The sequence below is a fragment of the Pseudomonas sp. AK181 genome (genome assembly GCF_051122975.1).
In the GTDB taxonomy this organism is placed as follows: Bacteria; Pseudomonadota; Gammaproteobacteria; order Pseudomonadales; family Pseudomonadaceae; genus Aquipseudomonas; species Aquipseudomonas lactis.
This window is the reverse complement of the sequence record NZ_CP146348.1, coordinates 2,784,853-2,810,372: the sequence shown is the minus strand read 5'-3', so window position 1 is coordinate 2,810,372 and position 25,520 is coordinate 2,784,853. Positions and strand designations below refer to the sequence as shown.

The 25,520-nt window shown below is 61.2% G+C and carries 23 protein-coding genes; 13 read left to right on the top strand and 10 right to left on the bottom strand.

Annotated elements, in window-relative coordinates; translation table 11 throughout:
* Positions 1-301: 301 nt before the first annotated feature.
* Positions 302-1,705, bottom strand: coding sequence for an MFS transporter (locus V8689_RS13060; RefSeq protein ID WP_056784685.1), 1,404 nt, complete (start codon positions 1,703-1,705; stop codon positions 302-304).
* Between the two features lie 149 nt (positions 1,706-1,854).
* Positions 1,855-2,379 (bottom strand): GNAT family N-acetyltransferase, encoded by a 525-nt coding sequence (locus V8689_RS13055; RefSeq protein WP_056784684.1) that lies wholly within the window; start codon positions 2,377-2,379, stop codon positions 1,855-1,857.
* A gap of 301 nt (positions 2,380-2,680) precedes the next feature.
* On the opposite strand from V8689_RS13055, the gene proP reads away from it, so the two are divergent.
* On the top strand, positions 2,681-4,183 hold the full coding sequence (gene proP, locus V8689_RS13050) for a glycine betaine/L-proline transporter ProP (RefSeq protein WP_032892100.1): 1,503 nt from the start codon (positions 2,681-2,683) through the stop codon (positions 4,181-4,183).
* A gap of 53 nt (positions 4,184-4,236) precedes the next feature.
* Positions 4,237-4,743, top strand: a complete 507-nt coding sequence (locus tag V8689_RS13045; RefSeq protein ID WP_056784681.1) for a GAF domain-containing protein — start codon at positions 4,237-4,239, stop codon at positions 4,741-4,743.
* Here the strand turns inward: V8689_RS13045 and V8689_RS13040 are convergent.
* On the bottom strand, positions 4,718-5,641 hold the full coding sequence (locus V8689_RS13040) for an AraC family transcriptional regulator (RefSeq protein ID WP_056784678.1): 924 nt from the start codon (positions 5,639-5,641) through the stop codon (positions 4,718-4,720). The genes V8689_RS13045 and V8689_RS13040 overlap by 26 nt on opposite strands.
* A gap of 163 nt (positions 5,642-5,804) precedes the next feature.
* Here V8689_RS13040 and V8689_RS13035 point away from each other — a divergent pair, with 163 nt between their 5' ends.
* Together V8689_RS13035 and V8689_RS13030 are read left to right on the top strand one after the other, a co-directional pair.
* Entirely contained in the window at positions 5,805-6,827 is a 1,023-nt protein-coding gene (locus V8689_RS13035) for an alpha/beta hydrolase (RefSeq protein ID WP_056784676.1), read from the top strand.
* On the top strand, positions 6,824-8,014 hold the full coding sequence (locus V8689_RS13030; protein ID WP_056784672.1) for an MFS transporter: 1,191 nt from the start codon (positions 6,824-6,826) through the stop codon (positions 8,012-8,014). The genes V8689_RS13035 and V8689_RS13030 overlap by 4 nt, the downstream gene beginning before the upstream one ends.
* Here the strand turns inward: V8689_RS13030 and V8689_RS13025 are convergent.
* A complete protein-coding gene (locus V8689_RS13025; RefSeq protein ID WP_034135456.1) occupies positions 8,007-8,828 on the bottom strand; it encodes an AraC family transcriptional regulator in 822 nt (273 codons plus the stop codon). The genes V8689_RS13030 and V8689_RS13025 overlap by 8 nt on opposite strands.
* A 102-nt stretch (positions 8,829-8,930) precedes the next feature.
* Between V8689_RS13025 and V8689_RS13020 the strand changes: the two genes are divergently transcribed.
* A complete protein-coding gene (locus V8689_RS13020) occupies positions 8,931-10,142 on the top strand; it encodes an MFS transporter (RefSeq protein ID WP_034135455.1) in 1,212 nt (403 codons plus the stop codon).
* Positions 10,143-10,259: 117 nt separating this feature from the next.
* Here V8689_RS13020 and iolG read toward each other — a convergent pair whose 3' ends face one another.
* On the bottom strand, positions 10,260-11,264 hold the full coding sequence (iolG, locus tag V8689_RS13015) for an inositol 2-dehydrogenase (protein WP_034135454.1): 1,005 nt from the start codon (positions 11,262-11,264) through the stop codon (positions 10,260-10,262).
* A 43-nt stretch (positions 11,265-11,307) separates the two neighbouring features.
* A complete protein-coding gene (locus V8689_RS13010; protein ID WP_056784669.1) occupies positions 11,308-12,333 on the bottom strand; it encodes a LacI family DNA-binding transcriptional regulator in 1,026 nt (341 codons plus the stop codon).
* Between the two features lie 124 nt (positions 12,334-12,457).
* Between V8689_RS13010 and V8689_RS13005 the strand changes: the two genes are divergently transcribed.
* Genes V8689_RS13005 through V8689_RS12995 form a run of 3 tightly spaced genes read left to right on the top strand, consistent with a single transcriptional unit; the run spans position 12,458 to position 15,393 of the window.
* Positions 12,458-13,303 carry an SDR family oxidoreductase gene (locus V8689_RS13005; protein WP_056784666.1) on the top strand — a complete coding sequence of 282 codons (846 nt, stop codon included), beginning with the start codon at positions 12,458-12,460 and terminating at the stop codon, positions 13,301-13,303.
* Complete coding sequence (locus tag V8689_RS13000; protein ID WP_056784664.1) at positions 13,303-14,427, top strand: phytanoyl-CoA dioxygenase family protein; 1,125 nt, start codon at positions 13,303-13,305, stop codon at positions 14,425-14,427. The genes V8689_RS13005 and V8689_RS13000 overlap by 1 nt, the downstream gene beginning before the upstream one ends.
* Positions 14,428-14,469: 42 nt before the next feature.
* Positions 14,470-15,393 (top strand): sugar ABC transporter substrate-binding protein, encoded by a 924-nt coding sequence (locus V8689_RS12995; protein WP_056784661.1) that lies wholly within the window; start codon positions 14,470-14,472, stop codon positions 15,391-15,393.
* A 50-nt stretch (positions 15,394-15,443) separates the two neighbouring features.
* Here V8689_RS12995 and V8689_RS12990 read toward each other — a convergent pair whose 3' ends face one another.
* A complete protein-coding gene (locus tag V8689_RS12990; protein WP_056784659.1) occupies positions 15,444-15,758 on the bottom strand; it encodes a DUF2834 domain-containing protein in 315 nt (104 codons plus the stop codon).
* A gap of 179 nt (positions 15,759-15,937) precedes the next feature.
* On the opposite strand from V8689_RS12990, the gene V8689_RS12985 reads away from it, so the two are divergent.
* Positions 15,938-17,647 (top strand): amidase, encoded by a 1,710-nt coding sequence (locus V8689_RS12985; RefSeq protein ID WP_056784656.1) that lies wholly within the window; start codon positions 15,938-15,940, stop codon positions 17,645-17,647.
* A gap of 663 nt (positions 17,648-18,310) precedes the next feature.
* Here V8689_RS12985 and V8689_RS12980 read toward each other — a convergent pair.
* A complete protein-coding gene (locus V8689_RS12980) occupies positions 18,311-19,636 on the bottom strand; it encodes a PLP-dependent aminotransferase family protein (RefSeq protein WP_056784653.1) in 1,326 nt (441 codons plus the stop codon).
* A gap of 87 nt (positions 19,637-19,723) precedes the next feature.
* Between V8689_RS12980 and V8689_RS12975 the strand changes: the two genes are divergently transcribed.
* Genes V8689_RS12975 through yghX form a run of 3 tightly spaced genes read left to right on the top strand, consistent with a single transcriptional unit; the run spans position 19,724 to position 22,093 of the window.
* A complete protein-coding gene (locus V8689_RS12975) occupies positions 19,724-20,614 on the top strand; it encodes a DMT family transporter (protein WP_434520723.1) in 891 nt (296 codons plus the stop codon).
* Positions 20,615-20,666: 52 nt separating this feature from the next.
* On the top strand, positions 20,667-21,161 hold the full coding sequence (locus tag V8689_RS12970) for a PaaI family thioesterase (protein ID WP_032892109.1): 495 nt from the start codon (positions 20,667-20,669) through the stop codon (positions 21,159-21,161).
* A 44-nt stretch (positions 21,162-21,205) separates the two neighbouring features.
* A complete protein-coding gene (gene yghX, locus V8689_RS12965; protein WP_056784647.1) occupies positions 21,206-22,093 on the top strand; it encodes a YghX family hydrolase in 888 nt (295 codons plus the stop codon).
* A gap of 121 nt (positions 22,094-22,214) precedes the next feature.
* Here the strand turns inward: yghX and V8689_RS12960 are convergent, their stop codons facing one another.
* The gene (locus V8689_RS12960; protein WP_056784963.1) at positions 22,215-23,087 is read right to left on the bottom strand and encodes a LysR family transcriptional regulator; all 873 of its coding nucleotides are present in this window, start codon (positions 23,085-23,087) and stop codon (positions 22,215-22,217) included.
* Positions 23,088-23,216: 129 nt separating this feature from the next.
* Between V8689_RS12960 and ampC the strand changes: the two genes are divergently transcribed.
* On the top strand, positions 23,217-24,359 hold the full coding sequence (gene ampC / locus V8689_RS12955) for a class C beta-lactamase (protein WP_056784645.1): 1,143 nt from the start codon (positions 23,217-23,219) through the stop codon (positions 24,357-24,359).
* A gap of 77 nt (positions 24,360-24,436) precedes the next feature.
* On the opposite strand, the gene V8689_RS12950 is transcribed toward ampC, so the two are convergent.
* Positions 24,437-25,384, bottom strand: coding sequence for a polyprenyl synthetase family protein (locus tag V8689_RS12950; RefSeq protein WP_056784643.1), 948 nt, complete (start codon positions 25,382-25,384; stop codon positions 24,437-24,439).
* Positions 25,385-25,520 lie beyond the last annotated feature (136 nt).

Sequence of the window (25,520 nt, the reverse complement as noted above, 5' to 3'; positions counted from 1 at the left end):
CCAAAGGGCTCTTGCCCCACCACTCGGCACCTCGCCTAGGCTCGGTGTGCCCGAACGCAGGCTTGAATCCGTGGGCCGCCGCCACGCGCCATCCATGGCGCGGGGCGGCTAACCCGGCGTCCTGCCGGGTTACCCACGAATTCAAGCCTGCGTTCGGCCAGCGTGGTTTAACGGGGCGCTTGAGATCAAGATCACAAGCAGATCAAGAGCAAGAGCAAGAGCGGCTCGCTTCGCATCGTGGTTGCCGTTTGCTGCTACAGCCCGAACAGTTGTATCGGGAGCAAGCGGCGTCGCATTAAAGCTACAGGTCAGTGATTTCCTTGTGGCGCGGCACCAGTGTCTTCATCACGCTCCAGGCCACCAGGTAAGCCAGGGCGCAGATGGCGAACATGATCATGTAGCCGGTATGGATGTCGTTGATGGACTTGTAATAGTCGAACACCCAACCACCGACCTTGGTCATGAGCACGCCGCCCAGGCCGCCAGCCATGCCGCCAATGCCGACCACCGAGGCCACGGTTTTCTGCGGGAACATGTCGGACACCGTGGTGAAAATGTTGCACGACCACGCCTGGTGTGCCGAAGCGCCCACGCCGATCAGCAGCACCGGTATCCAGAAGCTGAGGTAACCCAGCGGCTGCGCCAGCAACACCACCAGCGGGAACAGCGCAATCACCAGCATGGCTTTCATGCGCCCGTCATAGGGGGCATCGCCGCGTGCCATGAAGTAGCTGGGGAACCAGCCGCCGCCAATACTGCCGACCATGGTCATGCTGTACAGCACCGCCAGCGGCATCACGATATCGGCACCTTTCATGCCGTATTGGGCAGACAGGTAGGTGGGTAGCCAGAACAGGAAAAACCACCACACGCCGTCAGTCATGAACTTGCCAAAGGCAAACGCCCAGGTCTGGCGGTAGGTCAACAGTTTGAACCAGGAGACTTTCTTCACAGCGGTGCCCGTCGGCGCCGGGGTGAACGGCTGTACGGTCTGGTCGCTGCGGATGTAGGCCAGCTCTTCAGGCGACAGGCGTTTTTGCTGTTCCGGTTTTTCGTACACGGCGGCCCACACGGCTACCCACACAAAACCCAGCATACCGATGACCATAAACGCCGCCTCCCAGCCCCACATGCCAGCAATCAGTGGCACACAGATGGGCGCCAGGATCGCGCCGACGTTGGCGCCGGAGTTGAAGATGCCGGTAGCCAGGGAGCGTTCTTTCTTGGGGAAATATTCGGCAGTGGCCTTGATCGCGATCGGGAAGTTACCCGCTTCACCAATCGCCAACACCGCCCGCGAGAGCATGAAGCCGGCAATCGACACTGGGATCACCGCCAGGCCAATGGCGCCGCTGACGGCTGCGATACCCTCGCCCATCGGCACCGAAAACGCATGCATGATCGCGCCGGTGGACCAGATACCAATCGCTACTACATAAGCGGCCTTGGTGCCGATCTTGTCGACAAAACGCCCGGCAAACAGCATGGAAATGGCGTAGACAAACTGGAACACCGCCGCGATGTTGGCGTAATCGGTGTTGCTCCAGCCGAACTGCGTCGAGAGTTGCGGCGCCAACAGGCTGAGCACCTGGCGGTCGAGATAATTGACCGTGGTGGCGAAAAACAGCATCGCGCAGATCGTCCAGCGATAGCTGCCGACCGCCTGGCCGACACGAAGGGCACTGATGGGCTCGTTCAGATTCATGGCATCACTTTTTATTTTTGTTAGGTAGGACATATGTAACGTCATATGTCGTCGTACAACTGCGAGTTTTATAGCGAGACGCTCACGCAGTGTCAATCGTAAAGATTGCCGCTTATCGAGGATTTACGTGGAATAGGAAAATGTCAGGCTTATGCAGTTGTAGGATGACAAACCCTGAGCACCAGGCTGGGCGCTTGACCGGGGACATCATCCAGCAGGCCAAAGCGTTGCATGCCGAGCTTCTCCAATACGCGGATCGACGCAGCATGATCGGGCCGCACCAGGCCGAAGACTTCCGGTAAAGACAGGGTGCCGAACGCCAGCGCCAGGGCGTCACGACCCAGCTCAGTGGCATACCCCTGCCCCCAGGCCTCGACGGCCAGGCGATAGCCAAGGTTGATGCGCCGCTGCGTCAGATAGTTAAGTGGCGCAATGCCGCCAAACCCGATGATGTGTTCGGGGCTCTCTTTGCGGGCAATCGCCCACCAGCCGTAACCCTGGGATGCCCATTGCTCAAGCCAGTGATCCAATAGCCGTTGAGCCGCATCCAAGTTGGGCAGCGGGCCGGCAGGATTGAACAAGTGGGTCTGTGGATCACCGAAGATCGCGAACAATCGCTGAACGTCTGCGGCCCGTGGTTGGCGGTAGGTAAGGCGTGAATGGCTGTTTGGCATTAGATGACTTCCCTGTTTTGCCTGACTGACAATGCCCCCTGTGGGAGCGGGCTTGCCCGCGAAAGCGGAGTGCCAGTCACTAAATATTTAACTGAACCACCGCTTTCGCAGGCAAGCCAGCTCCCACATTTGATCTGTTTTTCCGGTAGCCATGCATCGGCCTCCTGAACCAGGCATTTTTACCCATGGGAGAAAAAATACACAAAGCGGTGAATTATTTCGTGTCCACTTGTATCTGAACTGACAGAGCGGTGCCATCGTAGCGATGGCACCTCCCCTGTTCAGCTTTTGAGTGGCCCGCATGAAACTACGTAAAAAACGCGTCAAACCCATTGGATTGAAAGACATCACCATTGTCGACGACAACAAGATGCGCAAGGCGATCACCGCTGCCGCACTTGGCAATGCCATGGAATGGTTCGACTTTGGCGTCTATGGCTTTGTCGCCTATGTGCTGGGCAAGGTGTTCTTCCCTGACGCTTCCCCCAGCGTGCAGATGATCGCAGCGCTGGCCACCTTCTCCGTACCTTTCCTGATTCGCCCGCTGGGCGGCCTGTTCTTCGGCGCATTGGGCGACAAGTACGGGCGGCAAAAAGTCCTCGCCGCCACCATCGTGATCATGTCCCTGAGCACCTTTGCCATCGGTCTGATCCCCGGCTATGCCTCCATTGGCATCTGGGCGCCGATCCTGTTGCTGCTGTGCAAAATGGCCCAGGGTTTCTCGGTGGGCGGTGAGTACACCGGCGCGTCGATTTTCGTGGCTGAATACGCCCCGGACCGCAAGCGCGGCTTCCTTGGCAGTTGGCTGGACTTCGGTTCCATCGCCGGTTTCGTGCTCGGCGCGGGTGTGGTGGTGTTGATCTCCACCGTGCTCGGTGAAGCAGAATTCGAGGCCTGGGGCTGGCGCCTGCCGTTCTTCCTCGCCCTGCCCCTGGGCATCATCGGCCTGTACCTGCGCCACGCGCTGGAAGAGACTCCGGCGTTTCAACAGCATGTCGACAAACTCGAACAGGGTGACCGCGAAGGCCTGAGCCACGGCCCGAAAGTCTCGTTCAAGGAAATCGCCACCAAGCACTGGCGCAGCCTGCTGACCTGCATCGGTATCGTCGCGGCCACCAACGTGACCTACTACATGCTGCTCACCTACATGCCGAGCTACCTGTCCCACAACCTGCACTACGCCGAAAACAGCGGCGTGCTGATCATCATCGCGATCATGGTCGGCATGCTGTTCGTGCAGCCGTTCATTGGTTTTGTCAGCGACAAGATCGGCCGCAAGCCGTTCATCATCGCCGGCAGCATTGGCCTGCTGTTCCTGTCGATCCCGGCCTTCATGCTGATCACCAGCGGCAAGACCGGCCTGATCTTCGGCGGCCTGTTGATTCTGGCGGTAGTGCTGAACTTCTTTATCGGTGTGATGGCGTCGACCTTGCCGGCAATGTTCCCCACCCACCTGCGCTACAGCGCCCTGGCCAGTGCCTTCAACGTCTCGGTACTGATCGCCGGTGTCACGCCCACTGCGGTGGCCTGGCTGGTGGAGAGCACCAACAACCTGTACATGCCCGCTTATTACTTGATGGTGTTCGCAGTGGTTGGCCTGATCACGGGCCTGACCATGAAGGAAACCGCCAACAAGCCCCTGCGTGGCGCGGCCCCGGCAGCTTCCGACATGGAAGAAGCCAAGGAGCTGTTGCAGGAGCATCACGACAATATCGAGCAGAAAATCGAAGACATCGACGCCGAGATTGCCGCGCTGCAAACCAAGCGGGAAAACTTGGTACAGCAACACCCGCGCATCAACTAATAACCTGACTGTGCGTGGTCGCGGCCTGCGACCACGCCATTGGAGCGTTCAGCATGGTTTCAAGCGTCACCGCCGCACACAGGTTACTCAGCGCAGACGAGCGCGCCGCCATTGCCGAAATTGAAGCAACCACCAACATCCTCAAGCTGGTCACCCGTCTGACCGGGATGAGATTCGCCGGCATCGCCAAGTTCACCGACCTGGAATGGGTGGTGTGTTCGGCCTACGACCCACTGCAAATGGGCATCAACGTCGACGATGTACTCGACCTCGAAACCACCCTGTGCAGTGAATTTTGCATCAACCCACACACCCTGTTCATTCCCCAGATCAGCCAGAACGGCCGTTTCGCGGCGCGCCCGGTGGTCAAGCAATACGCCATCGAAAGCTATGCCGGCGCGCCGATCTTCCTGCCCGATGGCCGCCTGTTCGGCGCGCTGTGTGCGCTGGACTCACGGGCCATGTTGTTCGACGACCCGAACCTGCCGGAAACCCTGAGCCTGTTCGCACGGCTTATTGGCTGCATTTTCTACGCTAATTTGACCCCGGCAGATCACTGACACCCGCCCTGCCCCGCAGGGTCGCCATGTCGCGCTTGGGCGGCACCCCAAACAGCCGGCTGTACTCACGGCTGAATTGCGACGGGCTCTCATACCCGACTTTGAACGCAGCACTGGACACATCCTGGTGCTCGTTCAACATCAACCGACGCGCTTCATTCAAACGCAGCCATTTCTGGTATTGCAGCGGGCTCATCGCGGTCAGTTGCCGGAAGTGATGATGAAAGGTCGCCGCGCTCATTTGCACCCGCGCTGCCAGTTCTTCCACACGCAGGGCCGCGTCGAAATTCAACTTCAGCCAGTCGATGGCCTTGGCAATCCGATAGCCCTGGCCATCCACCGAGCAGATCTGGCGCAACCGGCCGGCCTGGTCGCTTTTCAGTAGCCGGTAATGAATCTCGCGCTGGATCAAGGGCGCGAGTACGGGGATGGCTTCGGGTTCATCCAGCAACGCCACCAGGCGCGCGAATGCGGCCAGCATGCCGTCGGTGACCGTACCGATCCCCACACCCTTCATGACTGCGCGCTCCCGCACCGGCGGCAAGCCACCCTGGGCGATCAGCTCGGCGAGCATGCGCAGGTCCAGCTTGAACGTCAGCCCCAGGCACGGCTGCTCGGGGCTGGCCGCCAGCACCTCGGAATTGGCCGGAATATCCAGCGATGTCACCAGGAACCGGGACGTGTCGTAGGGATAGCCCTCGCCGCCGACCCACAACTGCTTCTCGCCCTGGGCCACCAGCACGATACACGGCTCCACCATGCACACCACCGGCGCAGCGGGTTGCTCACGCCGATAAAAGCCCAGGCCCGGAATCGGCATGGCGTAGTCGCCGGGCGACGGCGTGCGCGAACCAATCGACTGGATCAGCGCGTTCAATGGGGTGGGAGTGGACGTCATGGCAGACCCTTTCAATGCTTCATTGCACTTTACCCGCGCAAGCCACGGGCGTCGTTACCTGGCGCTTAAACTCAGAGGATCAGGCAAGTAATCCACTCAAATGCACTACAGAAGCCCTGCCGTCACCCGGAAAATGTGCGGACATTTCACAAGGAACATCCCTATGAAACGCCTCTTGCTCGCCTTGGGTTTGTTGGTGACTTCTCTTTCTTCATTTGGAGCCGATATGTCTAACGGTGCGGATAATTTCTACAGCAGCAACACAGTGACGGCCGAACCGGTCACCTTCAACAATCAATACGGCATGCAGGTCGCAGGCACGCTGTTCGTGCCCAAGCACCTTGCCCCGGGCTCAAAGCACGCAGCCCTTGTCGTCGGCCACCCGATGGGCGCCGTCAAAGAGCAAAGCGCTAACCTCTACGCCACCAAAATGGCTGAACAGGGTTTCGTGACCCTGTCCCTGGACCTGTCGTTCTGGGGCCAAAGCGCCGGCACACCACGCAACGCGGTGTTGCCCGACCTCTACGTGGAAGACTTCAGCGCCGCCGTGGACTTTCTTGGCACTCGCCCACAGGTCGACCGGGAGCGCATCGGTGCCATCGGCATTTGTGGCAGCGGCAGTTTCGTGATCAGTGCGGCGAAGATCGATCCGCGTCTCAAGGCAATCGCCACCGTCAGCATGTACGACATGGGCGCGGCCAACCGTAATGGCCTCAAGCACGGCATGACTTTGCAACAGCGCCAGCAGATCCTGCGCCAGGCCGCCAACCAGCGCTATGTAGAATTCCAGGGCGGCGAGACCCTCTACACCGGCGGCACGCCGCTGAGCCTCACCGGCGATCCGATCGGCGACGAGTTCTACGACTTCTACCGCACCCCGCGCGGCGAAGTCACCCCGGCAGGCGCCTCATCGCAAACCACCACCCGGCCGACGCTGACCAGCAACGTCAAGTTCATGAACTTCTATCCGTTCAACGATATCGAGACGATCTCGCCACGCCCGCTGCTGCTGATTACCGGGGCCGACGCGCATTCCCGTGAATTCAGTGAAGACGCCTATCAACGCGCCGCCGAGCCCAAGCAATTGCTGATCATCCCCAACGCCGGCCATGTAGACCTGTACGACCGCGTCGAACTGATCCCGTTTGACACGCTCACCACCTTCTTCCAGAGCCACTTGCAGTGAGTTCCGTTACCCCTCAACCGCAACGCTGGGGCGCGGTGCTGGCGATGTCGCTGGCGGCATTTGCCTTGGTCGCCTCCGAGTTCATGCCGGTCAGCCTGCTGACACCGCTGGCCGCTGACTTGCAGATCACTGAAGGCCAGGCCGGCCAGGGCATTTCCGTGTCCGGGGTGTTTGCCCTGCTCACCAGCCTGGTGATCGCGGCGGTTGCCGCGCGGATGGATCGCAAGCGCCTGCTGATGGCCTTGACCCTGCTGATGATCGTCTCTGGCAGCGTGGTGGCGTTCGCACCGAATTACGCGGTGTTCATGCTCGGTCGCGCGTTGATTGGCGTGGCGATTGGCGGCTTCTGGTCGCTGTCGGCGGCCACGGCAATGCGCCTGGTCGAGCCCGCCCAAGTGCCACGGGCCTTGGCCATCGTCAACGGTGGCAACGCCCTGGCGACGGTGATTGCGGCGCCGCTGGGCAGCTTTCTCGGCGGCCTGATCGGCTGGCGCGGCGCATTCTTTTGCGTGGTGCCAGTGGCCGTGATTGCGCTGGCCTGGCTGTGGCTGAGCCTGCCGGCGCTCAAGCACAGCGGCGCAGCGAACACCGGCAATGCACTGCGCCTGCTGAAAAACCCCAAGGTGGCCTTGGGCATGTGCGCTGTCAGCCTGTTCTTCATGGGCCAGTTCATGCTGTTCACTTACCTGCGGCCGTTCCTGGAAGGCGTGACCCGGGTTGAGGTATCCACCCTGTCGTTGATGCTGCTGGTGCTCGGCCTGGCGGGTCTGGCGGGTACGGTGTTGATTGAGCATTTGCTCAAGCGCCACCTCTACCCGACGCTGATTGCCATCCCGTTGATCATGGCCGGCATCGCCCTTGCGTTGGTGGCGTTCGGCGGTTCAGCGATTGCCACCACTGTGCTGTTGGGCTGCTGGGGCCTGGTGGCCACTGCTGCACCGGTTGGCTGGTGGACATGGCTGGCGCGCGCCTTGCCCGACGACGCCGAGGCCGGCGGGGGGTTGATGGTCGCCATCATCCAGCTGGCGATTGCCGCCGGCGCCACCGTCGGTGGCGTGGCATTCGACTTGAGCGGCTATCAGGCCACCTTCGAGCTGAGCGCCGCCTTGCTGGTAGTTGCCACGCTGCTGGCTTACCTGGCATCGCGCCGCACGGCTCATGCGCGCATGGCGAGCAGCACTACTTGAAAAAATGACTCGGCGTTTTGCCAAACTGCTTCTTGAACATGCTGGTAAAAGCGCTGGGGCTTTCATAGCCCAATTCAAACGCCACATCGATGATCTTCTGCCCCACCGCAATGCGTTCCAGCGCCAGCAATAGCCGCGCTTGCTGGCGCCACTGGCCGAAGGTCATGCCGGTTTCCTTGCGGAACAGGCGCTGGATGGTGGTCTGGTCCAACCCCAACCGCGCACTCCAGTCGGCGACGGTGGAGGCATCACTCGGCTCGTCCTGCAACGCCAGGCAAATCGGGCTCAGGCGTGGGTCGGCAGGCTGGGGCAAAGACAGCGGCAAGGCCGGCAGGATGGCCAGCTCATCAAGAATCAGGTGCATGATCCGCGCGTCGCGTGAATCCTCGGCATACGGCGGTTTCAAGCTCACCGAGGCCTTGATCAGTTCACTCAGCAGCGGCGAGACCGTCACCGTCTTGGGCTCGGCCGGCAGGTTGGGGAAGCTGTCCGGGCGTACGAACACGCTGCGCATCTGCAGCGTGCCCACGCAGCGCAGTGAGTGAACTTGACCGCAAGGCATCCAGAAGCCACGATTGGGCGGCACCGTCCATTGCCTCAGGGCCGAGTACACCACCATCACACCGCCAATGGCGTACAGCAGTTGGTGCTTGTTGTGGCTGTGTTCGGGGATCACCCAGTTTTCGGGGTAATCGGTGGCCGAGCTGATGACGGCCCAGTCGCCCTCATCGATTTCTCGCAGAAATTTATCCAGTGATTTGATCATTTCGCCCTTTTTGCGATGGTTTCTGCCCGAATTGCGCGAGACAGGCATTGGCGCCGAATCTAGCATAAACGCCGAGTCCAGATGGAGTGGCGGTTCACATCACCGCCGCCCGCCTCCACGCCTGTTAGCTGCCTTGTACGGAATGCCCGCATGTCCACAGTCACAGCGTCACCCGCCGCACCTTCGACCAGCCCGCAAGTAAGCCCCTTAGTCATGCGCGTCCTGGGCGCCTGTGCCCTGGCGCACCTGATCAATGACTTGATCCAGGCGGTGCTGCCGTCGATCTACCCGATGCTCAAGGCCAACTACGGCCTGAGCTTTACCCAAGTCGGCCTGATCACCCTGACCTTCCAGTTGACCGCCTCGCTATTGCAACCGTGGATCGGCTACCACACCGACCGCCACCCCAAACCCTGGCTATTGCCGGCGGGCATGGTGTGCACCTTGGTCGGCATCTTGATGCTGGCCTTTGTCGGCAACTTCCCGGCGATATTGCTCGCGGCGGCGCTGGTGGGCGTGGGCTCATCGACCTTCCACCCGGAAACCTCCCGCGTCGCACGCCTGGCCTCCGGTGGTCGCTACGGCCTGGCGCAGTCGACCTTCCAGGTCGGCGGCAACACCGGCAGCGCCTTCGGCCCATTGCTGGCGGCGGCGATCATCATTCCCTACGGCCAAAGCCACATTGCCTGGTTCGGCCTGTTCGCGGTGTTCGCCATTCTGGTGCTGTACGGTTTGAGCCGCTGGTACCGCCACCACCTCAATCTGTTCAAGCTCAAGCAAGGCAGCCAGGCGACCCACGGCTTGTCCAAAGGCCGCGTGACCTTCGCCCTGGTGGTATTGGCCGTGCTGGTGTTCTCCAAATACTGGTACATGACCAGCCTGACCAGCTACTTCACGTTCTACCTGATCGAGAAATTCCAGCTGTCGGTGGCAAGCTCCCAGATGTACCTGTTCCTGTTCCTCGGCGCGGTGGCCGTGGGCACCTTCGCCGGCGGCCCGATCGGTGACAAGATCGGCCGCAAAAAGGTTATCTGGTTCTCCATCCTCGGCGCCGCACCGTTCACCCTGGCCCTGCCCTACGTCGACCTGTTCTGGACCGCCGTACTCAGCGTGGTCATCGGCTTTATCATCGCCTCGGCGTTCTCGGCCATCGTGGTGTTTGCCCAGGAATTGGTGCCGGGCAATGTGGGCATGATCGCCGGGATATTCTTCGGTCTGATGTTCGGCTTCAGTGGGATCGGCGCGGCGCTGCTCGGGATGCTCGCTGATCATCACGGCATCGAGTACGTGTACAAGTTGTGCTCGTTCCTGCCGTTGGTGGGTATCCTGACGGTACTGTTGCCGTCGACCAAAGGCGTTTGACGGGATGCTGTAGGAGCGAGCTTGCTCGCGAAAAACTGACAGGCGCCGCGTTTATCCAGGAAGCACGCGTTATCGTTGACGTTTTTCGCAAGCAAGAACTGGGCGCCCCCCTCGCTCCTACAGGTTATGACTAACCCTCACACTGCGCCCGGTCTTCACCGACTCCAGCGCGCAATCAGCCAGATGCAACGCATACAAGCCATCGCGCATACTGGTGGGCAACTCGCGCCCCTCGTTCAGCGCATCGATGAACTGCGTCAGCTCATTGCGATACGCATCCGCGTAACGTTCAAGGAAAAAATGCTGCAACGGCTCCAGCGCTTCGGTGTGCTCAGCGCTCCAATGGCGCACGGTGCTGGGCCGATGATTGTCGGTCAGCAGCACGCCGCTGGCGCCGGAAACTTCTACGCGCTGGTCGTAGCCATACACCGCCTGGCGACAGCAGTTGATATGGCATTGTTTGCCCGAAGCGGTGCGTAGCAAAACCATGACGCTGTCGTAGTCGTCGATCTGCTCCAGGGTCGGGTCCACCAGGCGGCTGGCAAAGGCGCTGACTTCTACCGGTTCCTCGCCGAGCAAGTGGCGAGCGGTGTCAAAGTCATGGATGGTCATGTCGCGCAAGATGCCGCCAGAGTGTTCCAGGTAGTCACGCGGTGCCAGGCCAGGGTCACGACTGGTGATAATCACCTGGCGCACAGCGCCGATCTGGCCAGCATCCAGTGCCTGGCGCAGGCGCAGCATGTCCGGGTCGAAACGCCGGTTGAAACCGAGCATTACCTTGCCGCCCTGGCGCTCCACGGTTTGCGCCGCGCTGCGCGCCTTGGCGATATCCAGGTCGATAGGCTTTTCGCAGAGCACCGCCTTGCCCTGGGCCACCGCAGCCAGCAACAGGTCGATGTGGGTGTCGGTGGGCGTGCCGATCACCACCGCATCGATGTCCTCGCGGCTCAGCACGGCGGCGCAGTCATACGCGGCCTCGCATCCCAACTGGGTGCTCAAGGCATCGACACCTGCGCGCCAGGGATCGGCCACCAACACCAGCGTGGCATTGGGATGGGCGGCAACGTTGGCGGCGTGGATCTTGGCGATGCGCCCGGCACCTAGAACGGCGATACGTAGCATGGTCGAACTCCTGGATTGTTATTGGATGTGGTATTTCAGCGCTTCAGTCCGGCAGGTTGAACGGCGTGACGATCTGCACCTGTGACGGCGCAATCGGCCCGGCCTTCCAGAGCCGGTGGTACTGCAGGATGTGCAGGAATACGTGGCGGGCATCGATCTGCAGGTTGTGATCGATGATCGCCGCGACTTTTTCTTCCCTCAGCAGTTGGCGGTTTTCTTCGTCAAGGTCGTGGCCGATGAACACCTCCAATGGACGGTCCTGGGCGGCAAAGGCGTCGACAATTGCACGGTTGCCACCGCCGACGCTGTACACCGCCTTCAGCCCGGGATGCTGGAGCAAGGCTTGGGTCACTCGCTCAAAGGTGCGCTCATACACGCCGTAGCCGCCGCTGATATCCAGTACTCGCAGGTGCTCGGCGCGGCCACGCAGCCAGGCACGAAAACCCATCTCGCGCTCTTCTTCGCCGCGGAACAATTCGCTGCCGATCACCACCGCGACGTCCTGCGCCTCGGTCGGCAGCCAGCGCGACATCAGGTAGGCAGCTGCCTGGCCGGCCGTGCGATTGTCCATGCCCACATAGCCGATGCGCTCGCTTTGGGGCAGGTCGGTGACCAAGGTCACCACCGGAATGCCGGCCGCAATCAGCTGCTTGACGGCCAGGTTCACCGCCGGCTCATCCGCAGCCTTGAGCACCACGCCCTGGCTGCCCGTGTCGAGGCAGCGCAGCAGTTGGTCGTGCATGGCCTGGGGTTCGATCTCCTCGAACAGGTGAAACCGTGGCGCGATGCGAAACGGTCCCAGGCTGGCCAGTTGGCCAACGATCGCCGCCTGCACCGCCGCGCTGAAACGCTGGGGCGTGTGCATGATCACGTCCACATGGAAGGTACGCCCCACGGCCAAGCCATTTTTTTCCTGGGACTCCAACTCCTCCAATGCCTGCTCGATACGCCGCCGGGTTTGGGCATGCACGCTGCCGCGCTGGTGCAGCACGCGGTCCACCGTGGCCTTGCTGACGCCAGCCTGGGTGGCGAGTTGCTTGATGGAAAAGTGTTTTGCACGTTCGAGCATGGGTTTCGCCTGAGGTGTTTTTGAGGTCTTTTTTGGGCGTTACTGAGGTTTTGCAATGCTAGTCTCAGTTTTGCCCGGCGTCGAGCCGGGCCAGCAAAACAACAAAAATTCCAGGAGAACCCCAATGCACCACACCGATCTTGCGACCTCGTTCAGCGGCCAATACTTTGTCGTCACCGGCAGCACCCAGGGCCTCGGCGCGGCGGTGGCCCATACCCTGGCTCGCCGTGGTGCGGCCGGGCTGATCATTTGCGGGCGTCGCCGTACCGAGGGCGAAGAGCAGGTGCGCCAGCTGGCCCAGCTGGATTGCCAGGCGTTTTTTGTCGAGGCCGACCTGGAAAAGGTCGAGGACTGCCGCGCAATCATCGAAGCGGCACACGCCCATTTCGGCACCTTGCACGGTTTGGTGAACTGCGCCGGCATGTCTGACCGTGGCACCATTCTTGACACCTCGCCGGAGCTGTTCGAGCGTTTGTTTGCGGTGAATGTGCGGGCGCCGTTTTTCCTGATGCAGGAAGCACTGAAGCTGATGATCAGCAACGGTGTGGAGGGTGCAGTAGTCAATATCCAGAGCGTTACCGGCCATGGTGGGCAGTCGTTCTTGAGTGCCTATGCGGCGTCCAAGGGCGCGCTGGCGATCCTGACCAAGAATGTCGCGTTCAGTGCCTTGCGCAACCGCATCCGCGTGAATGGTCTGAATATCGGCTGGATGGACACACCCCACGAGGATCAGATCCAGCGCCAGTACCACGGTGCCCAGGACGGCTGGCTGGCCGAAGCCGAACGCGCCCAACCGTTTGGGCGCCTGCTCAAGCCCGAGGAGGTGGCGCGCAGCGTGGCATTTTTGCTGTCCGCCGAGTCGGGAATGATGAGCGGCGCGGTCATCGACCTGGAACAAGGTGTGGTCGGCTGCACCGACAGCAGCACCCCGCAACCTCACCAGGCCCTGAGCCTTCCCGGAGGTGCGTGATGTCAGCTTTCGTGAACGGCGACGCGGTGCGCCTGGCCGACTTCAGCCGGATTTGTGCGCAACGCACCAATGCCAGCGACTACCCGCTGTGCCTTGAGGTACAAGGCAATGTGCCGATCTATCAGGCCCACACCTTGCGCAACAGCGACCGCCTGGCCGTTATGAACGAACTGCATCACCTGTTCCGTGACGGCCCCGGCGTAATGGTGGTGCGCCAAGCCTATGAAGACCTGGAAGTGGTAGACCGCCACAGCCAGGTCTTCGACGCGATCTTTGCCCATGAAGCCGCCCAAGGCGTGGCCGCCGATCACTTTGCCAAGGCCGGCAGCAATGGCAGGATCTGGAACGCGTTGCAGAAGGCGGCCTTACAGTCTCCCGAATCCTTTGCCGAGTACTACGCCAACCCGCTACTGGGGCTGATTGCCGAAGCCTGGTTGGGGCCGGGCTTTCAAGTCACGGCGCAAGTCAATGTGGTGCATCCCGGTGGCCAGGCGCAGCAGCCGCACCGTGACTATCATCTGGGTTTCCAGACCAACGACGTGGTCGAACGTTTTCCGCTGCCACTGCATGCGCTGTCCCAACATTTGACGTTGCAAGGTGCTATCGCACACTCGGATATGCCGCTGGAAACCGGCCCCACCCAGTTGCTGCCGTTTTCCCAGCAGTACGCGTTGGGGTACCTGGCGTGGCGTCGCACGGAGTTTATCGATTACTTCCAGCAACACGCGGTGCAATTGCCGCTGAACAAGGGCGACTTGCTGTTCTTCAACCCGGCGCTGTTCCATGCCGCCGGCACCAACCGCACAGCCGATCGCCAGCGCATGGCTAACCTGCTGCAAATCTCCTCGGCATTCGGCAAGCCGATGGAAGCCATCGACCGCGACCGCATGATGCTGGCGGTGTACCCAGTACTGCTCGCCAACCCCAACCTGGATGCCCACGCAGTGGTCGCCTGTACCGCAGACGGGTACTCCTTCCCCACCAACCTGGACACCGACCCACCCTTGCAGGGCCTGGCTCCACAAACCGGGCAACAGCTGATGCTGCAAGCCCTCGACGAACGCTGGCCGTGCTCGGACTTCGCCGCCGCCGTGGCGCAGCTGCGGGCCAAACGCCAAGCGTGAACCGCCCTGCTTTGACAACAACAAAAACAACGGAGCAAAACCATGAAGAAGCAACTCCTTACGGCACTGTTAGTCCTGACGTTCAGCCCTTGGGCGCTGGCCGACATTCGCATCGGCGTGAGCATCGCCCAGGTGGACGACGTATTCCTGGCACAAATGCGCGACTACATGGCCGCCCACGCCAGGGAACTGCCTGATGTCACCCTGCAATTTGAAGACGCCCAGGGCGATGTCGTGCGCCAGCTCAATCAGGTGCAAAACTTCACCGCCCAGGGCATGGACGCGATTATCGTCAACGCGGTGGACACGGCCGCCACCCAGAAGATGACGCTCAATGCCCAGCAGGCCAAGATCCCGCTGGTGTACGTCAACCGCCGTCCGGAGTTCAAGGAGGTGCCAGCGGGCGTGGGCTATGTCGGTTCGGACGAGATCAAGGCCGGCGAAATCCAGATGCGCTACCTGGCCGAGAAAATGGGCGGCAAGGGCAACCTGGCGATCATGCTCGGGCTGCTGTCCAACAACGCCACCCATAACCGCACGCTGGGGGTGAAGACTGTGCTCAAGGACTACCCCGACATCAAGATCGTCGAGGAGCAAAGCGCCGAATGGCAGCGCGGCAAGGCGATTGACCTGATGAACAACTGGATCGTATCCGGGCGCAAAATCGATGCCGTGGCCGCGAATGCCGATGAAATGGCGATTGGCGCGGCCATGGCTATCAGCCAGGCAGGCATGCAGCCGGGCAAGGACATCCTGGTGGCCGGCAGTGACGGCGGCGCAGCGGGATTGGACGCGGTGAAAAAAGGCCAGTTGTTGGTCACGGTGTATCAGGACAACAAGGGCCAGGCAGTGGGTTCCATCGACCTGGCGGTGAAGATGGTCAAGCAGCAGCCGTACACGGCGGAGCTGACGATTCCTTATCAGCAGATCACCAAGGACAACTACCAAGCGTTCCTTAATCCCTGAAGGCCGCGCACTACCCATGGCAAGGGAGCTTGCGCCCTTGCCATACAGGCTTAGTTGAGTGTTCGCCGGGAAAACCCATTAACCACGATATAGAGCAACGGCCCTACCGACACAAACACTGCCGTCAGTAAAAAATACGGCAACACTGAGGCCATCGACCGCCCTCGCCCACGCGCATCCCGGTACATCCACACACACGCCAGCACCGCCATCAGATACAGGTCAATCACCACCTGGGCCGTATCGGGCCGGGACATCAGCTCCCATCCAAACGCCAGCAGTGACTGCTCGGCCGTGAGCATGGTCGCCACGGTATAGACGGTAAATCCCAGCAAGGCCGCCAGGGCGATATAAGGTTTTTGCATGGTCTCTTCCTTGAAGCGCAACGTTAATCAACGCGGCCACCTTAGCGATAAGAGCTGCCGCTCGCAATCCTGCTGAGGTCTTTCTCGAGATGTCCTACGCGAAGTATGCCGCGCTGGTTTTGTGAAATATCTGTACGTAGACTGCCGCCATACCCCCACTTGAAGGCGGCGAAAAAAACGTGATGCAAGTTACTGAAGTCTCCATTGCCCAATTGCGCGCTGCGCTTGAAGCCGGCCAGACCACGGCGGTTGAACTGGTCCAGGCGTACCTGGCGCGAATCGACGCCTACGATGGCCCCCAAACGGCCACTGCGCTGAACGCCGTGGTGGTACGCAACCCCGAAGCGCTCAAAGAAGCCCAGGCGTCCGATGCGCGCCGTGCCAAGGGGCAAACCCTGGGGCCGCTGGATGGCATTCCCTACACCGCCAAGGACAGTTATCTGGTCAAGGGGCTGACAGCTGCATCCGGCAGCCCGGCGTTTGCCAAGCTGGTGGCCCAGCGCGATGCCTTCACCATTGAGCGCCTGCGGGCCGGCGGCGCCATTTGCCTGGGCAAGACCAACATGCCGCCGATGGCCAATGGCGGTATGCAACGTGGCGTGTATGGCCGCGCCGAAAGCCCCTACAACGCCGACTACCTCACCGCGCCTTTTGCATCGGGCTCCTCCAACGGTGCCGGCACCGCCACCGCCGCCAGTTTTGCCGCGTTCGGGCTGGCTGAAGAAACCTGGTCCAGCGGTCGCGGCCCGGCCTCCAACAATGGCTTGTGTGCCTACACGCCTTCGCGCGGGGTGATTTCGGTGCGCGGCAACTGGCCGCTGACTCCGACCATGGACGTAGTGGTGCCCTACGCTCGCACCATGGCCGACCTGCTGGAAGTGCTCGACGTCGTGGTGGCCGAAGACCCGGACACCCGGGGCGACCTGTGGCGCCTGCAACCCTGGGTGCCGATCCCCAGCGTCACCTCGGTGCGCCCGGCGTCCTACGCGGCCCTCGCCGCCAGCAGCGAAAGCCTGGCCGGCAAGCGTTTTGGCGTGCCACGCATGTACATCAACGCCGACCCGGAGGCTGGCACCAGCGAAAAACCCGGTATCGGCGGCCCGACCGGGCAAAAGATCCACACCCGTGCCACGGTGATCGACCTGTGGCAAGCCGCACGCCAGGCACTGCAAGCTGCAGGCGCCGAAGTGATCGAAGTGGATTTCCCGCTGGTGTCCAACTGCGAAGGCGACCGCCCTGGTGCACCGACGGTGTTTACCCGTGGCCTGGTTTCCAAGGAATTCCTCCACGACGAGCTGTGGGAATTGTCGGCCTGGGCTTTCGATGACTTCCTGCGCGCCAACGGCGACCCGCACCTGAACCGCCTGGCCGATGTGGACGGACCGAAGATATTCCCCCACGACCCCGGCACCCTGCCCAACCGTGAAGACGACCTGGCCGCCGGCATGGACGAATACGTGCGCATGGCCCAACGCGGCATCACCCCATGGGACCAGATCAGCACCGTGCCCGATGGCCTGCGCGGCCTGGAGCAAACCCGGCGCCTGGACCTGGAAGACTGGATGGATACCCTGGGGCTTGACGCCGTGCTGTTCCCCACCGTGGCCGATGTAGGCCCGGCGGATGCCGATGTGAACGAAGCGTCTGCCGACATTGCCTGGAGCAACGGCGTGTGGGTCGCCAACGGCAACCTCGCCATCCGCCACCTGGGCGTGCCCACCGTCACCGTGCCAATGGGCGTGATGGCAGACATCGGCATGCCAGTGGGGCTCACCTTCGCCGGGCGTGCCTACGATGATTCGGCGCTGTTGCGCTTCGCCTCGGCGTTCGAGGCCACCGGCAGCAAACGGATGATCCCGCCGCGTACGCCACCGTTGGCAACCCGCTAAACGCGGTCAACCTGTGACTGGCTTGCCTTAATGCCAGTCAGTTAAGGCTTTTTTGTAGGAGCGAGCTTGCTCGCGAAAAACTCACTGGCGCCGCGTTCATTCAGCAAGCCCGGGTTATCGTTGACGTTTTTCGCGAGCAAGCTCGCTCCTACAGAATTGGCCGCAGCGCCGACTCCATGTGGGAGCTGGCTTGCCTGCGATGGCGGCCGTTCAATCGACAGCGACGTCGAATGTGCCACCCACAGGTAACCACGATGCGAAGCGAGTCGCTCTTGATCTTGATCTGCTTGTGATCTTGATCTCAGGCGCCCCGTTAAACCACGCTGGCCGAACGCAGGCTTGAATTCGTGGGTAACCCGGCAGGACGCCGGGTTAGCCGCCCCGCGCCATGGATGGCGCGTGGCGGCGGCCCACGGATTCAAGCCTGTGTTCGGGCACACCGAGCCTAAGCGAGGTGCCGAGTGGTGGGGCAAGAGCGTTTTGCTTACTTTTGCGCTTTTTTCAAAAGTGAGCCGCCGTCAGGGCGGAACCCTAAGTGGCCGTTACCGCAGCAATGGATATGTACTCGGTATTACGGTGTCGACTATGAGGCCGTCTTCGCAGGCAAGCCAGCTCCCACATTTTGCCCCTATTTCAAATCAAGCCCTGTGGATGGGCTTTCGCTCACCACACCACCACCTTGCGCACCTTCACCAGCGCCTCCCACAACCCCGCCATCGGCACCGAACCCAAAGCCAGGCGCAGCGCGTGGGGCACCTGGGCCGAAACCGCGAACGGTTCAGCGGTTGAAACAGAGATGCCTGCACGCTGCAAGGTCATGGCGACCTGATCGGCGCGGGCATCTTCCGCCAACGGCAGCCACAGAAAGTAGGATGACGGATGGCTGATGGTCTTCACACCGGTCAGCACCTGTGCCGCCAATACCTGGCGGGCCTGGGCATCCGCGCGCTTTTGCGCCTCCAGTTGCGCCACCGTACCGTCTTCGAGCCAGCCCACCGCAATCGCACTCATCACCCCCGGCACGTTCCAGGTGGTGGCCATGATCGTGCGTTCCAGGCCGCTCACCCAAGCCGGGGGCGCAGCGATAAAGCCCACACGCAAACCGGTGGCGACACTCTTGGACAGCCCGCCGATGTACACCGTGCGTTCCGGTGCGAGGGACGCCAAGGGTGGCGGTGCTTCTTCGGCGAGAAACGCATAGGCACCATCCTCGATGATCATCAAGTTGTGCTGCCGGGCGATTGCCACCAAGCGCTCGCGCTGCGCCAGGCTCATCACCCAGCCCAGTGGGTTGTGCAGGGTCGGCATGCTGTACACCGCTCGCACCGGGCGCTGGCGACACAGGCTGTGCAGGTGGTCCAGGTCCGGGCCGCTGGGAGTGACCGGGATGGCGACGAGTTCCAGGTGCAGGGTTTCGGCCAGCACCTTGAAACCCGAATAGGTCAGCGCATCCACCGCCACCACATCCCCGGGCTTGAGCAAGGTCATCATGCTCACCGCCAGGCCATGCTGGGCACCGCTGACCACCAGCACCTGCTCGGCTGGCACCGTCAGCCCTCGGTTCAACAAGTGCCGGGCCACGGCGGCGCGCTCGTGCACGCGACCGGCATGGGGCTGGTAACGCAGCAGCGCCTCCAGATCGCCAGACAGGGCAAGCTGGCGCAACGCCGTGCGCAACAGCTCGGCCTGGCCCGGCAAGGACGGGTAGTTGAAATTCAGGTCAAGCAACCCCGCCGCAACCGTCATCTGCCCGCTGCCCTGCCCCGGCGGTAAGGCGATCTCACGCACGAAGGTGCCGCGCCCGGTCTCGCCACTGACCAGGCCCATGGCTTCCAGCTCGCTGTACACCCGGCTGGCAGTGACCAGCGCCAGGCCATGCTCGGCCGCCAATTGCCGATGGGTGGGCAGCCGCGTGCCGGGCAGCAATTGGCCGCTGCGGATGGCCTCGGCAAAGGTATCGACCAGCGACTTGTAGCGAGCACGGGGCATAAGGATGTATCCATGACAATTTTTTGATTGTCTTAATCTTCAATCCTAGGATGCCCAGCACGCAACTGCCTTTTCAGGACGCCCCCCATGGAACGCACTTCTCCCCTCGGCACTCTGGACAACAGCACCCAGGGTTGGATCAACGGCTTTATCGGCGTGGTGATTTTCAGCGGCTCGCTGCCGGCCACACGCGTGGCGGTGATGGAATTCGACCCGGTGTTCCTGACCATGATCCGCGCCACCCTCGCAGCGCTACTGGGGTTGTGCCTGCTGTGGCTATTCAAGGAAAAACGCCCCATGCGTCAGCAATGGGCACCGTTGCTCATCGTCGCGCTTGGCGTGGTGATCGGCTTTCCACTGCTGACGGCCCTGGCCCTGCAGTACGTGACCTCGGCCCACTCCATCGTTTTCATCGGCCTGCTGCCGCTGGCCACGGCGGTGTTTGGCGTGCTGCGCGGCGGTGAGCGGCCGCGGCCGGTGTTCTGGTTGTTTTCGATCCTGGGCAGCCTGTTGGTGATGGGTTACGCCGTTGCCCAAGGCTTGAGCGCTGCACCCGCGGGCGATGTGCTGATGCTGTTGGCGGTGCTGGTGTGCGGCCTGGGGTACGCCGAAGGCGCCAAGCTGTCGCGCAGCCTCGGCGGCTGGCAGGTGATCTGCTGGGCGTTGGTGGTGTCGCTACCGGTAGTGGCGCCGTTGAGCCTGCTGCTGGCGCCTTCGACCCTCAGCGGTATCAGCCTGCCGGCATGGTTGAGCCTGGGCTACGTGGCGTTGTTCAGCATGTTGATCGGCTTTGTGTTCTGGTACCGCGGCCTGGCCCAAGGCGGCATTGCCGCGGTCGGCCAGTTGCAGTTGCTGCAACCGTTCTTCGGCCTGGCGCTGGCGGCGGGCTTGCTGCATGAACAGGTCAGCCTGGGCATGGTGCTGGTGACGGTAGCCGTGATCGCCTGCGTGGCCGGGGCAAAGAAGTTTGCTCGCTAACCCCTGGCCTGCTAAATAGAAGCGTTGCCCCAAAAAACAATAAGGACTCTGCATGCACAGCGCTTCTCTCCAGGACACCACGGCGCCGGAAGGCATCTGCTACGGCTGCGGCAGCAGCAACCCCCATGGCCTGCACATCAAAAGCCGCTGGGATGATGACGGCGTACACGTCATTGCCGAGCACCAACCCGAAGCTAAATACAGCGGCTGGCCGGACCTGGTCTACGGTGGCCTGATCGCCATGTTGGTGGACTGCCACTCCAACTGGACCGCCATGGCCTACCACTACCGCGCCGAACAGCGGGAACCCGGCAGCCTGCCGCGCATCGATTGCGTCACCGGCAACCTGGGGATCAAATTCATCAAGCCCACGCCCATGGGTGTGCCACTGGTCCTGCGCGCTCGGGTCGAAGGCGAAGTCGGGCGCAAAAGCCGTGTAGTCTGCGAAGTGTATGCAGGCAGCGTGCTCACCGCCGTCGGCGACTCGGTGTTCGTGCGCGTTGACACCGGGCAACTGGCCGCTGCCGCCCATGGTCGCGAGGTTTGATCCTGGTCTACAGTGACAGCAACCGCTAATCGAGGACTGCACCGATGACTCGTCTGACCGCGAAAGACTTTGCTCCCGAACTGCTGGAACTCTACGACGGCTACGCCCACGGCAAGATCAACCGCCGCGAATTTCTCGACCGCGCCGCGCTGTTCACCCTCGGAGGCCTCACCGCTTCGGCACTGCTCGCGGCCCTGAGCCCCAATTACGCCCTGGCCGAACAGGTGAAATTCACCGACCCGGATATCGTCGCCGACTACATCAACTACCCCTCGCCCAAAGGCAACGGCACCGTACGCGGCTACCTGGTGCGCCCAGCCAAAGTCGTAGGCAAGCTGCCCGCCGTGGTGGTGGTGCATGAAAACCGCGGCCTGAACCCCTATATCGAAGACGTCGCCCGACGCCTGGCCAAGGCCGGCTTTATCGCCCTGGCCCCGGACGGCCTGACCTCGGTAGGCGGTTACCCTGGCAACGATGAAAAAGGTTTGGCACTGCAACAGACGGTCGACCCGACCAAACTGATGAACGACTTCTTCGCCGCCATCGAATGGCTGATGCACCACGACAGCAGCACGGGCAAGGTCGGCATCACCGGGTTCTGTTATGGCGGCGGGGTGACCAATGCCGCGGCGGTGGCCTACCCGGAACTGGGCGCGGCTGTGTCGTTCTACGGGCGCCAACCCGACGCCAAAGACGTGCCGCGCATCAAGGCGCCGATCCTGTTGCATTTCGGTGAGTTGGATACCCGTATCAATGAAGGCTGGCCGGCGTATGAGCAGGCGTTGAGGGCCGCAGGTACGACGTACGAGGCGTTTGTCTACAAGGGCGCCAACCACGGTTTCCATAATGACTCGACGCCGCGCTATGACGAGGCAGCGGCGAACCTTGCTTGGGAACGTACCCTGGGATGGTTCCGCCAATACCTGGTGTAGGAGCGAGCTTGCTCGCGAGAAACGACAACGATAACGCGGGCGTCCTGGATAGACGCGGCGCCTGGAAGTTTTTCGCGAGCAAGCTCGCTCCTACATAAATGGGGCCTGTCCTCCCAAAATGTTATCCAACGCTCGCCTGCAACCACCCCTTGAACGCCACCATCGCTGACGTTTCAGCCCGCGACTGCAAGCGCGTCAGCCAATAGCTGCCAGTCGTGATCCCCACCTCGAACGGCTGGCGGATCACATCGCTCTCCAATTGCCGCGAGAACATCAGGGCTGGCGCCAGTGCTACGCCAGCCCCTTGCAGTGCGGCCTCCATCATCGCCAGCGAGGAGTCGAACACCACGCTGCGCGGCACCCGCGTATCACTGGGCAAGCCGGCAGCCTGGAACCACAGGTTCCACTCATCGGCACGGTAGGAACGCAGCAAGGTGTGCTTCAACACGTCAGCCGGGCTGCGCAGTTGTTCGGCAATCTGCGGCACGCACAACACCGTCAACGGTGCCTCAAGCAAAGGGCAGGCATCGGTGCCGTGCCAGGCGCCGGCGCCAAAGCGGATGGCATAATCCAGGCCTTCGGCGGCGACATCCACGCGGTTGTTGTGGGTGGACAAGCGCAAGTCGATCAACGGGTAGCGGCTATGAAAATCCGCCAGGCGCGGCAACAACCAGCCCACCGCAAAGGTACCCACCGCCCCCACGGTCAATACTTCACGGTAATGCCCGCCTTCAAACTGATCCAAGGTCAGAGCAATACGGTCGAAGGCGTCACGCAGCACGGGCAGCAGGGATTCGCCTTCGGTGGTGAGCATCAAGCCCCGTGGCAGGCGCTTGAACAGCGTGACGTTGAGTTGCGCTTCGAGGCTTTTGACCTGATGACTGACCGCCGCTTGCGTCACGCATAACTCGATGGCCGCACGGGTAAAGCTCAAATGACGCGCCGACGCTTCGAAGGCGCGCAAGGCATTGAGCGGCAGATGGGAACGCAACATGGTCTGGCCCAAATTTTTCTAATGGCTGGTGCGAGATATCATCGTTTGCCCGCTCCCGGAAATCCACCTACATTTGCCACGCCTGCGCAGGCTCCGATCGTCACTGCCTTACTTACATGGAAGCGAAGCATGAAACACACCCTGAAAAAATATGCGATCTCAGCCTTGTTGCTTGGGGCCGGCAGCTGCATGGCCGCCACCGATATGCGCCAGGTCGTGGACAGCCACGTCACCCCTCTGATGAAACAGCAAGGCATCGCCGGCCTGACAATCGCGGTCATCCAACACGGCAAGGTGCAATACTTTAATTACGGCGTCGCCGCCAAGGACACTCAGGCACCCGTCACCGAAAACACCCTGTTCGAAATCGGCTCAGTAAGCAAAACTTTCAACGCCACCCTCGGCGGGTATGCCCAGGCTATCGGCAAGCTCAAGCTGTCGGACATGACCAGCCAACACCTGCCCGTGCTGGCTGGCAGCGCGTTCGATCGCATCAGCCTGCTGCAACTGGCGACCTACACCCCCGGCGGCCTGACGCTGCAGTTTCCGGATGCCGCCGACAGTGCCACTACCATGATGGATTATTTCAAGCATTGGAAACCCACTTATGCACCGGGGGAACAACGCCTGTATTCCAACCCCAGCATTGGCCTGTTCGGTTACGTGACAGCAAAAAGCCTGGACCTGCCGTTCACCGTCGCCATGGAAAAAACCCTGCTGCCCAAGCTGGGCTTGACCAACACCTATACCCGCGTGCCCGCCGACAAGGCCGGCCTCTACGCCCAGGGCTATGACAGCCAGCAGAAACCAGTACGCGTCAACCCCGGCGCCCTGGACTTCGAAGCCTACGGTATCAAGAGCAGCAGCCAGGACCTGGCCCGCTACGTGATCGCCAACATGCACCCGCAAACCCTGGAGCAACCGGTGCAGCAGGCCATTGCCACCACTCACGCCGGCTACTACACCGTCAACGGCATGACCCAGGGCCTGGGCTGGGAACGCTACCCCTACCCCATCGCGCTGCAAGCGTTGCTTGAGGGCAACTCCACACCGATGGCGATGGAGCCGCACAAGGTTAACTGGCTCAAACCTGCCCAGGCGCAGCCTGCCAACGTGCTCTACAACAAAACCGGCTCCACCGGCGGTTTTGGCGCCTATGTGGCGTTTGTGCCAAGCAAGGACATGGGTGTAGTGATCCTCGCCAACAAGAACTACCCGAATGCCGAGCGGGTAAAGTTGGCTTATGAAATTTTGAGTACGATGGATCAATAAATCACGAAAGGGTCTCCGACTGTCGCGGCCAGCCCTGACCGCGACCTTCAGCCACAGGTGCGACACTCCGGAGGGGGTTACCTGAGTAGCGTTGCGTAATAATTGTCATCGGCCTCAGGTTGGAAATGAATGCTGCGTAAAAACCCCTTTAATGCGTGAATGCTGACAGTGCTGTTTCGCCGCTTTATAGCGTCTACGAAGCGCAATAGCTGCCCATAGGTTTCCTCCATCAACGCCAGGGCAGCGTCAAATACGCCTGCGTCTCCATACCCTCGAATAATCTGTTTTTTTTGGTCTGAAGTGAGTGCGCCCTTGACCAGTGCCTTGCCTGCCAAGATCATCAGGAACGACTTTGGCCCGCCCTCCAAATCCATGGCGAATCCTTTTTTTTCGAAGTGCGGAATATGATTGATATCGCAATAGTCGTTGACGTAACGATAATAGATGCCCATCAACAGCAGCATCCGTTCAAGCAGAACATAGGTCTGCGCTTCCAACGGTTTCAGACATTGGCAAGCTTTTAACAGAAACACAAAAAAACAGCCGGTATTAGCCTGTGCAATACAGCCATAGTCTTCCAAGGTGGGCAATGTGTCACCTGCACTTGCTTTGGCGTCGAGGTATTGCCCAACATGCAGACGTTCAAGGCTTTCTATACCCGCCCGCACAACATTCAAGTCATTGAGCTTGGCCAGGAGCTGAAGACCTTCCAGGTAACCATACATCCCCGACACCAGAGCAACCTCTGTACCGTATTGCTTCCATACCGTTGGAACACCACGGCGCACCGTATCACCATCCAGTAAATCGTCATGAATCAATGAGGAAAGATTCATCTTTTCGATGGCCGCGCAGAGGGTGTGAGTCTGGACAGAAGGCAAGCCGTACAACACCGAGAGTGCCCACATGAGCTCTGTTCTTACGGCTTTACCGGGGAAACGCTCTTGATAAGCAAAAGGCTCAGACCACTGGGCCCTGGCGTTTAAGTACCAGGTGTCATCGAATGACGAGCAGAAAGGGTTCATCTCATAGACCTCGTTGTTGACCGCGTGAGCGCCTCAACACTCACTGTCTTCTACGTTCTTCACGCGTAAAAGACCTTCAACCCTGCGCAGGCCACCGCTTTACGTGATCATCATTAACCTTCTGGGAAGGTTAGCC